Here is an 11,553-nt window from a genome sequence, read left to right as displayed (position 1 = left end):
TTCAGTCTGGGTCGGAGGCTAGCATCCCCGGCCCCAGAGTCAAGGATTCCCGACATCCGCGCCAGATTCGGCCCGGCGCAGATTGCGGATGCAGTCCTGGATGCGGGTTCGCTCGCCGCCGTGCCAGGACTCGTCCATGCCACCGCGCCCCAGCCAGCGCCCGAACAGCGCCAGCACCGAATCGGGGGCTGGGCGCGCGTTCCCCTGGCGTGGGGCCAGGGCCCGCAGACAGTCCGAGGCACAGATGATCATGTCGGCCAGCAGGTGATCGCGCAACAGCCCGAACTGGCTGTTGGTGGCATAGTCTTGGGCGGCCTGATCGATGCGTTCGCCTGTCACGCACACCCGGTACATCACCGCCATGACCGCGCGTTCGAACCGGCGCTGCTCGCTTTCATCCGGTGGGGCCTGCTCGAAACGACTCATGTCCAGCAAAGGCCTACCCCCGATTCCGTCCATGGCGGGTGATCACTCACCGACCGAGTCGACCGGTTGCGACACCCGGTTGGGAATGATTCCATGGAAGATGGCCAGGGCCACGGCATGGGCCCGGGTCGAAGCCTTCAGCTTCTTCATGGCATTGTTGATATGGAAATTGGCGCCACCGACCGAGATACTGAGGTGACGCGCGATTTCCTTACTGCTGAGGCCGGACGAGACCAGTGAGAGCACATCACGTTCACGGTCCGTCAACAGCTCATGCGAGCCGGAATCATCCAAACCTTCACCTGCGACTAAGGAAACAACACTTATGGATGGAGAATAGGTGGGGTGTTGGCGCGCAATCAAGCAACAAGTCTCGACCTAGCAATTCAACCAGTTCAACTCACTTGAAGTGAATTTCATATACGTTCTAAATATCTATGCAAATCATGTATTTTTGAAATAAATATGTCATCTTATTGAATAAATTTCCGATTATTTACGCCGAGACCATTTCCAGACACAAAATAGCCTGCCTCGCGATTCAGGCTTGTATACGGCGTGACTTGCGCCCGATCGCCGAACATCGTGAATAGACAGCAACAGCCCGCCAACTCACAGAAGCAGATCGACCCGAGGCCCCTTGCCACCATCGGCCTCGATCTCGGCGCGGCAGGCGAACACCCGTCCAGCCTCGACCCCGGCGCCATCCACCAGGAACTGCTTGGCCAGGGTCACCCGGCTGTTGGCCAGATTGATCAGGCTGTCATGGTCCGGGGTTCCGGCCTCGGCTTCCTTGCGCTCGATGCCGACCAGGCGTTCCAGCCGGGTCAGCAGCGGCCGGTCCTCGGCCCGGCGCCGCGCCACCAGGGCGGGCCAATCGGCGCCATCGGCCTTGCCGCACAAGGTGATGGTGAGGCCCGGCCGCTCGCGCAGCAGATGGGCGACATCCTCCAGGCGGCGACGATGATCGTCGTTCAGGACCGAGGTCCCGGGCGCGAAGTCCAGCGGCGATAGCGACAGGGCGGGACCGTCATTGGCATCCATGGCCAGTTCGATCAGCGCCGCCAGGGGAAAGGCCAGCTTCAGGGTGGTCAGCACGGTGGCTTTCATGGCCCCCGCCACCGCCTGGGAGACGGCATCGCTGACATCAAGGTCGGGATTGGCCAGATCGCCACGCACCGGCAGCGACAGGCGGATACGCCCCTCGCTGTCGCGCAGCAGGTTCAGGACCGTTTCCAGCGGCATGTCCAGCTTGCGGACCATGGGAGCGTTAGGATCGGGAGGCGCGATGGCGAGATTGGCCAGATCCACCTCCAGCTTGCCGTCCAGCTTGCCGCCCCTGGCCCCTCCGGAGAAACTGCCGCTGAACTGGCCGGTGCGAAGATGCACGCCCAGCCCCTCGGCCAGATAGGGAGAGAGCGGCGGCAGTTCCAGCGCCTTGATGGTGCCGTCCAGCCGCCCGCCGGGCACATCGGCGAAGGGGTGGACCACGCCGGTCAGGCCGACGCTGGCCCCTCCCACTTCCGCCTTGATCACGAAGGGGCTGTCGCGATCGGGCTTGGCGCTGTCCAGATCGGACAGGGTGACGTCGAGGCCGTTGACGTCCAGCCGCACCCCCTCGCCCAGACTGTTGTCGCGAAACAGGACCCGGCTGCCGCCGCCCACCTGCAGCCGCCCCAGGGAAAGGGCGGGCATGCGGGACTCGCTGGCGGACTTGGCCGCACCGCCGTCGCCGCCGCCACCGGAAGGCAGCCCCACCCAATTGCCATCGGCGGCGCGGGCTATGCGCGCCGTCATGCCATCGAGACGAATATCGGAAACCGCCAAGCCGCCATCGGCGGCCAGGGAGGGATGGTCCAGGCGCAGGGCGCGCGCCTCCAGCCGCCAGGAATGGTCGCCCTTGCCCCGGCCCTTGCCTTCGCGCCGCACCGCCGCCATCCCCGAGGTGATCAGGCGTTCCGCGGCGACGGCCCCGTCGCGGGAAATGGCAAGATCGGCAAGGTCGACCTTGTCCATGGCCAGCCAGTCCATCCCCTTGGCGGGCTCTTTCAGCGATATCCCCTCGCCCTTCAGCTTGAGGCGTCCGGCCAGGGGAAGCTTGCCCTTGGCACCGAAGTCCACTTGTCCGTCCAGGTTGAGATGACGATGGGCATAGGCAAAGTCGAAGCCCTTGAAGGCCAACGGCCCCAGCTCCAACCGACCCTCCGCCCGGCCCGAGGGCTCGCCCGCGCCGGGGGCCAGTTCCAGGCGACCGGTCCAGGCGGCGGCGTCCGGCGTGACGTCGAGCCCGGCCGCCAGCACCTTGGCCCCGGCCAGCCGGGCGGCACCGCGCCAGTCCAACTTGCCGTCCCAGCTCAGCTCAGGCGCGTCCACCACCAGCGAGGCCGCCGAACCGCTGTCGCTCCCGTTGCTCCCCGCCAAACCCTGGGCCTCGAGCCGGGCCGACAGGCCGAGCCGCCCGCCGCGCCAGTCGGCCTTGTCCACCTCCAGTTTCAGACCCGCCAGCTTTCCCTGCGCCTGATCGTGACGAATGGCCAGGGCCGAAGCCGACACCTCCCCCGCCAGGGACAGCGTCTCGCCATCCCAGACCCCGCGCCGCACATCCAGGGCAAGGGACCCGGCGCCAGCCTTGACCGGCGCGGCCAGGGTGAATTGCTCCAGTTCCACCCGTCCGTCGCCCCCGATCCGCAAGCCACCCGCCGCCATGGCCCCCTTCAGCGACGCCACCAGCGAGAGACGCCCGGCCAGTCCCGCCGCCCCGGCCTTGGCGGCAACGCTGTCCAGCCCGGCCAGATCAAGGCCTTTCATGCGCGCATCCAGCGCGAAATCGGGTTCATCGGCGAAAGGCCGCAGACTGCCGCGGGCATCGATCTCGGCGCCGTTGAGACTGCCGCTGAGCGCCACCACCACCGCCTGGGCCGGGCGGCGGCTGTTGAGATGCTCCACCACCAGCCGCGCCACCGCCACGTCGAGAGTGGTCGGGCCATCGGTCAGACGCAGGCGGCTGTCGGTCAGTTCCAGGCTGGCCACGTCAAAGGCCCAGGCGACGGAATTTGACGATTCCGGTGCCGAGCCCGCCAGGGCCAGGGGCAGGCCGTCGACGATGAAACCCTTGCCATCGGCGGCGCGGGTGACGTGGATCTCGACCCCCGACAGGGCCAGTCTCTCGATCACCACCCGCTTGTCCAGCAGTGGCGCCCACTGGAACCGCAGATCGAAGTCCTTGATGCCCAGGACATCGCCCAGGGCCGGGCGGGCCAGCATGCGCCTGATCACCACATTGCCCTGGAACAGCGACAGGTCCGCGTCCTCGACCCCGACCTCCACCATGCCGAGATCGCGCAGGGCCTTGACCAGCCCCCAGCGCAGCCCGGCATCGGGAACCACGGTGACCATCAGGGTCGCCACCATGGCGACAGCCGCCATCAGCGCCGCCAGTACATGCCGCCGCCGGATCTGCCAGCCCCACAGGGTCCTGCCCACAAGCACGGTCGCCCTCCATCAACTTCCGGTATTCCGACATAAAGCACCGAAACCGGCAAGGGCAGGATTCACCGAACCATCACGAAGAGGGGTATGGATTAACACCCTTGAATACTATATTTTGCGCTTACCTGAGAAAGGGAGAGACGATTGGTCGCCATCGACTGTCATCTTGCCTTGATATCGGTGCGGATGGAGGCCTGAGCCATGGGCCATCTTGCCGCCACCGAGCTGAAGACCCTGGTGCTCAACGCGGACATGCAGCCGCTGAGCTGGGGGCCGCTGTCGGTGTGGTCGTGGCAGGATGCGCTGGTGGCGGTGCTGCAGGAGCGGGTGCATCAGGTCTGCGCCTATGACATCGAGGTCCATTCCGCCAGCCGGGCCTTCCGCATTCCCAGCGTCGTCGCCCTGAAAAGCTTCCATGTGCGGAAAAGGGTCTCCTTCACCCGCTATCACGTTTTTTTGCGCGACCGCATGCGCTGCCAATACTGCGGCCGCACCTTCCAGCCCCGCGACCTGACCTTCGACCACGTGGTGCCACGCTCGCGCGGGGGCAAGACCACCTGGGACAACATCGTCACCTGCTGCCACGCCGACAATCTGAAGAAGGGGGCCAAGACCCCGCGCGAGGCGGGGATGCGCCTGCTGCGCCCCCCCTTCGAACCCAATCCCCACCAGTTGGACATGGCGGCCAAGGGCTGCGCCGACCACTCAGAGACCCTGCACGAGACCTGGCTCGACTTCCTGTACTGGGACATCGCCCTGCTGGAAGAATAATCTGCCCGGCGTCGAGGGACATGGAAGCCCGCCTTGGGCGGGCGCTTGGGCCGTTGAGGCCCCGCGTAGCGCGCCTGAAGCGCAGCGAAAGGCCAAAGCGAAGCGTAGCCAAGCGCCCGGAGGGCGCGCCCGGCGTCGAGGGACATGAATAAGGAACCCGGCCGTTGGCTTTCCGGGCGGCTGTGCTATAAGCTCCACTCCCTGGATTGAAGCGGCCCCGAGAGTGTGAAACGAGCATGAGCGCGCTGATCGACCTGACCCTCGCCGGTATCCGTACCGGCCTCGCCAAAGGCGAATTCACGGCCACCGAGCTGACCCGCGCCTATCTGGCGCAGATGGACGCCACCCGGGACCTCAACGCCTATATCACCGAGACCGCCGACCGGGCCCTGGCCGCCGCCAAGGACGCCGACGCCCGGCTGCAGTCGGGCAATGCCCGGCCCCTGGAAGGCCTGCCCCTGGCCATCAAGGACAATTTCTGCACCAAGGGGGTGCTGACCACCGCCGCCTCGCACATCCTGGACGGCTTCGTCCCCCCCTATGAATCCACCGTGACGTCGAAGCTGTGGGACGCGGGCGCCATCTTGCTGGGCAAGACCAACATGGACGAGTTCGCCATGGGCTCCACCAGCGGCACCAGCTATTACGGCGCCCCCAAGAATCCGCATAAGCGCCCGTCCGACGGCGCCACCGTGGTGCCGGGCGGCTCGTCCGGCGGCTCCGCCGTGGCGGTGGCGGCCAAGACCTGCGCCGCCGCCATCGGTTCGGATACCGGCGGTTCCATCCGCCAGCCCGCCTCGCTGTGCGGCGTGGTCGGCATCAAGCCGACCTATGGCCGCTGCTCGCGCTTCGGCATCGTCGCCTATGCCTCGTCGCTGGATCAGGCCGGCCCCATCACCCGCAGCGTCGAGGACGCCGCCATCGTGCTGCAGGCCATCAGCGGCCATGATCCCAAGGATTCCACCTCGGTGCCGCAGTCGGTGCCGGATTTCGAGGCACTGCTGGGCAAGGGCGTCAAGGGGCTGCGCATTGGCATTCCCAAGGAATACCGGGTGGCGGGCATGCCCGCCGACGTGGAACGCGCCTGGGCCGAGGGCATCAAGCGCCTGGAAGCGGCGGGCGCCACCGTGGTGGATGTCAGCCTGCCCCATACCAAATACGCCCTGGCCGCCTATTACATCATCGCCATGGCCGAGGCCTCGTCCAATCTGGCCCGCTATGACGGTCTGCGCTTCGGCCTTCGGGTGCCGGGCAAGACCCTGGACGACATGTACCGCAAGACCCGGGCCGAGGGTTTCGGCGCCGAGGTCCGCCGCCGCATCCTGATCGGCACCTTTGTGCTGTCGGCCGGTTACTACGATGCCTATTACGCCAAGGCGCAGAAGGTGCGGGCGCTGATCCGCGACGACTTCCTGGAAGCCTTCAAGACGGTGGACGCCCTGCTGGTCCCCACCTCGCCGGTCTCGGCCTTCCCGCCGGGCGAGCACGCCGAGGACCCGGTGGCCATGTGGCTGGTGGACATCTACACCATCACCGTCAACCTGGCCGGCCTGCCCGCCATTTCGGTTCCCGGCGGCTTGGCCGACGACGGCCTGCCGCTGGGCCTCCAGGTGATCGGCCGCCCGTTCGACGAGGCCACCGTCCTGGAAGTGGGCCGGGTGGCGCAAGCCTGATCCGGCCCGAACCATGACCGCCGCCCGGGTCCTTGTCCTTTATACCGGCGGCACCATCGGCATGGTTCCGGCCGACCCTGCCGATCCCGCCAGCCCGCTGGTCCCGGCCCCGGGCGAGCGGCTGGCCCGGCATCTGCCCAATCCGCTGGACGGCGTCGCCTGGGATCTGGTCGGCCTGACCGATGACCGGGGACAGCCGGTGGAGCCGCTGGATTCCTCCGACATCTCGCCCCGGCATTGGCCGTGGATGGCGCGGTCCATCGCCGCCGCCCAACTCGCCTATGACGGCGTGGTGGTGTTGCACGGCACCGACACCATGGCCTATACCGGCTCGGCCCTGGCCTTCCTGCTGCGCGACCTCGCCAAGCCGGTGGTGCTGACCGGCGCCCAGCATCCCCTGACCACTCCCGGCGGCGACGGCGCCGTCAATTTCGCCAATGCGCTCCGCATCGCCGGAACCAAGGCCAGCGGCCTGCCGCCGGTGCCCGAGGTCAGCCTGTGCTTCGGCGATGTCCTGTTGCGGGCCTGCCGCGCCACCAAGGTCAGCACCAGCGCCGGGAACGCCTTCGCCAGCCCCAACCATCCGCCGCTGGGCCGAGTGCGGGACGGGATCATCCGCATCGAGCCATCCCTGCTGCGTCCGCCGCCAGCGGTCGAAACCGCATGCCGCGCCGATGCCGCATTGGAGCCGGGCGTGGTGATCGCCACCCTGTCGCCCGGCCTGGGGGGCGCCGCCCTGGGGGCCTTGCTGGGGCACGATTCGGTGAAGGGCTGTGTGCTGCGCGGCTTCGGCAGCGGCAACGCCCCCGCCGATCCGCATCTGCTGGAAGCGATCCGGCGGACAGTGGCGGCGGGCAAGCCGGTGGTCGGCGTCTCGCAATGCCTGGAGGGCATGGTGGAAACCGGGCGCTACCACAGCGGACTCGGCCTGGCCCGGGCTGGCGTTCTGGACGGGGGCGACATGACCCCGGAAGCAGCCCTGGCCAAGCTGATGTGGCTGCTGCCCCAGTCCGATGGCGAGAGCCTGCGCCGGGCCATGGCCGCCGATCTGCGCGGCGAGAGGACGCCGTCATGAGAGCAACCTTGTCCGCGCTGTTGATCATGGCCGCCACGATGGCGGCGGGTCCGGTCCAGGCCGCCGATCTGGCGGGAACCCTGTCGGAACTGGCGGCGAAATTCCGGTTTCCCGGCGCGGTGCTGCTGGTCTCCGGCCCCGGCGGCGTCGAGACCGCCGTCACCGGCCATGCCAATCTGGCCAGCCGCGTCCCGGTGACCGAGGCCACCCGGTTCCACGTGGCCTCGGTGGGCAAGATGCTGACCGCCGTGGCGGCATTGCAATTGGTGGAGGAAGGGCGCCTGTCCCTGGATGCCCCGGTTCGCCCCTTCCTCGACGAGCGCGAGGCCGCCCGGCTGACCCATGTGGACAAGGCCACCGTCTCCGACCTGCTGACCCATACTTCCGGCCTGCCCGACTGCCTGCGCAACGGCCTGTTCTCCACCCCCGAGCATCCCAATATCCGCTGGACCGCCTCGGAGGCGCTGCGCCTGGGCCAATGCCGCCCGGCGACGACGCCCGGGGCCTATGCCTATTCCAACACCAACTACATCCTGCTCGGCCATCTCCTGGAACTGTCGGACAAGGCGGAGCTAGCCGACATCCTGGCCCGGCGCGTCCTGACCCCGCTCGGCATGGCCGACAGCACTGCCATGGTCGATCCCGCCGATGCCCTTCTGGCCCGGGGCTACCGCCCCGCCAGCGAAACCGGCGGCAGGCGCGACGCCAGCCACCTCGCCTGGGCCACCCGCCTGGGCGACGCCCCCCTGACCGCCACCGCCCGCGACCTGGAACGCTTCATGAGCAGCCTGTTCCGCCCCGACCGTCCCCGGGTGTTGCCGCCCCGCATGCTGGCAGCCATGGCCATCGAACGCGCCAGCGCCGATGGCGAGGGCTATGGCTGGGGACTGCAGGTGGTGCCCACCGACCGGGGAATCCGCCTGGGCCACAGCGGCCGCTTCGCCGGGTTCTGCGCCGAGGCCTGGTACTACCCCGACCAAGACCGGGTGGTCATCCTCTTGGCCAATGGCGACGAGCATACCCAGGACGACCCCATGGACCTGATCGAGGAACGGATCATGACTGACTAAAGCGATACAAGGCAGCCATTGACTCTGGGCGCCAATCTGCAACCCTTGCCGAAAGATATAAAACTCTTCCAGGGAGGGAAGCGCATGGCAGAGACCGCCACGTCCGATGCCTTTGCCGCGCAGACCGCGGAATCGGCTCGCCAGTTCATCTCGTTCACCGTCGGTGGCGAGGAGTATGGCGTGGACATCATGGCCATCCGCGAGATCAAGGGCTGGACCCCGGCCACCCTTCTTCCCGAAGCCCCGGATTATGTGCGTGGCGTGATCGATCTGCGGGGCGTCATCGTTCCCATCATCGACATGCGGACCCGCTTCCATGGCGGCACCACCGAGGCGACACCGCGCCACGTCATCCTGGTGGTGGCCATCGACGGCGCCATGGTCGGCCTGCTGGCCGATGCCGTGGTCGACATCGTCACCGTCGCCGCCACCGATATCCAGCCCATTCCGGAGATGGACCACCGGCAGCACTGCAGCTTCCTGGCCGGTATCGTCTCGGTGGAAGGACGCATGGTCGTGGTTCTCGACCTGCATCACCTTCTCGACAATGACCCCGCTATCCTCGCCCAGGCCCAGGCCTGAGCCACAGCCGTATTTCGGAGAGCAGACATGAGCAATGGCCTGACCGTCAAGAAACGCATCCAGGGCGGTTTCCTGCTGATTCTCGTCTTCCTGATCGCCGTGGCCGGCATCGCCTACTGGGGCTCGTCGTCGACCCAGCGCCAGGTCAAGGCCTATGCCGAGATCACCAACAATATGAGCCGCATCCAGGACGTGGACGGCAATGTCAACGAGATGCGCCGCCTGGTGGCGCTCTTCATCTTCACCGGCGAAGACAAGCTGATCGAAAGTGTCAAGGCCACCCAGGCCCTGATGCACAAGGATCTGGAGGCCGCCATCGCTGCCACCTCCAATCCCGAGCGCAAGGCCAATCTGCAGCGCATGATCAAGCTGCTTGAGAGCTATTCCGCCAACTTCCTGAAAGTGGCGGAGTTGCGGGAAAAGCGCGACCAGCTGGTGGAAACGGTCATGAACCCGCAGGGTCAGCGGGCACGCGTGCAGTTGACCGAGATGCTGGACGCCAGCCTCGCCCGCAAGGACTTCGAGACGGCAGCCTATATCGGCAAGCTTCAGGAAACCCTGCAGTTGATGCGCCTGAACGCCAATCGCTTCCTGAGCACCCCTGACACCAAGCTCATCGAGACCTTCACCAAGCAGGCCGGCGAGGCCACCGGACAGGCGGCAGCGGCGGCGGCGGCGGCCAAGGACCTCCAGACCCGCAAGACCCTGGACGGCATTGCCCAAACCATCGAGCAGTACAAGACCGCCTTCGGGGACGTCACCAGGGCCATCCAGGACCGCAATAAGCTGGCCTTCACCGTCATGGCGGGCGAGGCCCAGGAATTCGGCGAGTTGTCGGAAAAGACCGTCAAGTCGCAGAAGGCCGCCATGGCCGAACTGGAAGCCGGGACCTTCGCCCAGTTGGACAAGACCGAGCTATTCACCCTGATCGGCTCGATCATCGCCGTGGTGCTGGGACTGGTCTTCGCGCTGCGCATCTCGGCCGGCATCGTCAATCCGGTCTCCGCCATGACCCATGCCATGGGCGCCCTGGCCGAAGGCAAGCTGGACACCCAGGTGCCCGCCCTGGACCGCTCCGACGAGATCGGCGAGATGGCCAAGGCGGTGCAGGTGTTCAAGCAGAACGGCATCGACAAGGTCCGCATGGAGGCCGAGCAGAAGGCCGCCGAGGAGGCCCAACGTCAGGCCGAGGAGGAACAGCGCAAGCGCGAGGCCGCCATCGTCGCCGAGGTGGCGGAGGTGGCCAAGGCCGCCAGCCAGGGCGACCTGGACCGCCGCATCGACCTCGACGGCAAGTCGGGCTTCCTGCTCAATCTGTGCGAGGGCGTCAACAATCTGGTCAATCTCACCGGCATCGCGCTTCGCGATGTGGCCGACGTGCTGTCCTCGGTGGCCCAGGGCGACCTGACCCGACGCATCACCAATCCCTATGCCGGCCTGTTCGACCAGTTGAAGGGCGACGTCAACAAGACGGCGGAAAAGCTGTTCGAGATCGTCACCAACATCAACCAGTCGGCCAGCCAGATCGGTTCCGCCGCCTCGGAGGTCTCGGCGGGCAGCCAGGACCTGTCCGAGCGTTCGGAACAGCAGGCCAGCGCCCTGGAAGAAACCGCGGCCTCCATGGAAGAACTGGCCGCCACCGTGCGCCAGAATGCCGCCAACGCCCAGCAGGCCAACCAATTGGCGGCCGGTGCCCGCGAAACCGCGGCCTCGGGCGGACAGGTGGTCAATGACGCCATCAGCGCCATGACCAGCATCGAGGCGTCCAGCCAGAAGATCGGCGACATCGTCGGCATGATCGACGAGATCGCCTTCCAGACCAATCTGCTGGCGCTCAACGCGGCGGTGGAAGCCGCCCGGGCCGGTGACGCCGGCAAGGGCTTCGCCGTGGTCGCCCAGGAAGTGCGCAACCTGGCCCAGCGTTCGGCCCAGGCGTCGCGGGAGATCAAGACCCTGATCGGCCAGAGCACCGGCGAGGTCAAGAACGGCGCCGAACTGGTCAAGGGCGCGGGCAAGACCCTGGAAGACATCCTGTCGGGGGTCAAGCGTGTGGCCGACATCGTCGCCGAGATCGCCGCCGCCTCGGCGGAACAGGCGGCGGGGATCGATCAGGTCAATTCCGCCGTCACCCAGATGGACGAGATGACCCAGCAAAATGCTGCCCTGGTGGAGGAAAGCACCGCCGCCGCCCATTCGCTGGAGGTTCAGGCCCAGGAGCTGAACCGGTTGATGAGCTTCTTCCATGTGGGTGAATCCAGCGCCCAGGCGGTTCAGGTCGCGACGTCGCGACCGGCGCCGACCCCGGCCAGAGTGGCCGCCCCGGCCAAATCCGCGGCGAAGAAGCCCGCCGCGGGGCAAAGCCATCTCGCCAAACTTCATTCCAAGGGAACGGAAAAGGCCGCCCCTTCCAAGGCAGCCTCCGGTAAGGACGATTGGGCCGAATTCTGACGGCCCTAGGACCGGGCCG

General features: G+C 67.0%; 9 protein-coding genes. 6 read left to right on the top strand and 3 right to left on the bottom strand.

Annotated features, from left to right (window positions below):
• Positions 1–39: 39 nt before the first annotated feature.
• The 3 genes from A6A04_RS01680 to A6A04_RS01670 all read right to left on the bottom strand — a co-directional run bounded on the left by A6A04_RS01680 (position 40) and on the right by A6A04_RS01670 (position 3,915).
• Positions 40–426, bottom strand: a complete 387-nt coding sequence (locus A6A04_RS01680) for a hypothetical protein (RefSeq protein ID WP_156612422.1) — start codon at positions 424–426, stop codon at positions 40–42.
• 42 nt (positions 427–468) lie between these two features.
• A complete protein-coding gene (locus A6A04_RS01675) occupies positions 469–720 on the bottom strand; it encodes a helix-turn-helix domain-containing protein (protein ID WP_068489520.1) in 252 nt (83 codons plus the stop codon).
• A 318-nt stretch (positions 721–1,038) separates the two neighbouring features.
• Entirely contained in the window at positions 1,039–3,915 is a 2,877-nt protein-coding gene (locus A6A04_RS01670) for a DUF748 domain-containing protein (protein ID WP_068489519.1), read from the bottom strand.
• A 201-nt stretch (positions 3,916–4,116) separates the two neighbouring features.
• On the opposite strand from A6A04_RS01670, the gene A6A04_RS01665 reads away from it, so the two are divergent.
• The 6 genes from A6A04_RS01665 (at position 4,117) to A6A04_RS01640 (ending at position 11,534) form a co-directional block, all read left to right on the top strand.
• Positions 4,117–4,686, top strand: a complete 570-nt coding sequence (locus A6A04_RS01665; protein WP_068489518.1) for an HNH endonuclease — start codon at positions 4,117–4,119, stop codon at positions 4,684–4,686.
• 236 nt (positions 4,687–4,922) lie between these two features.
• Complete coding sequence (gatA, locus tag A6A04_RS01660) at positions 4,923–6,359, top strand: Asp-tRNA(Asn)/Glu-tRNA(Gln) amidotransferase subunit GatA (protein ID WP_068489517.1); 1,437 nt, start codon at positions 4,923–4,925, stop codon at positions 6,357–6,359.
• Between the two features lie 13 nt (positions 6,360–6,372).
• A complete protein-coding gene (locus A6A04_RS01655) occupies positions 6,373–7,434 on the top strand; it encodes an asparaginase (protein WP_068489516.1) in 1,062 nt (353 codons plus the stop codon).
• Complete coding sequence (locus tag A6A04_RS01650; protein WP_172822717.1) at positions 7,431–8,504, top strand: serine hydrolase domain-containing protein; 1,074 nt, start codon at positions 7,431–7,433, stop codon at positions 8,502–8,504. Before A6A04_RS01655 ends, A6A04_RS01650 begins: the two co-directional genes overlap by 4 nt.
• An 84-nt stretch (positions 8,505–8,588) precedes the next feature.
• Entirely contained in the window at positions 8,589–9,086 is a 498-nt protein-coding gene (locus tag A6A04_RS01645) for a chemotaxis protein CheW (protein WP_068489514.1), read from the top strand.
• A gap of 27 nt (positions 9,087–9,113) precedes the next feature.
• On the top strand, positions 9,114–11,534 hold the full coding sequence (locus tag A6A04_RS01640) for a methyl-accepting chemotaxis protein (protein ID WP_068489513.1): 2,421 nt from the start codon (positions 9,114–9,116) through the stop codon (positions 11,532–11,534).
• Positions 11,535–11,553: the final 19 nt, after the last annotated feature.

Source organism: Paramagnetospirillum marisnigri, from assembly GCF_001650715.1.
Lineage (GTDB): Bacteria > Pseudomonadota > Alphaproteobacteria > Rhodospirillales > Magnetospirillaceae > Phaeospirillum > Phaeospirillum marisnigri.
Note: the sequence above shows the minus strand (reverse complement) of the source record. Positions and strands in the feature narration are given on the sequence as shown.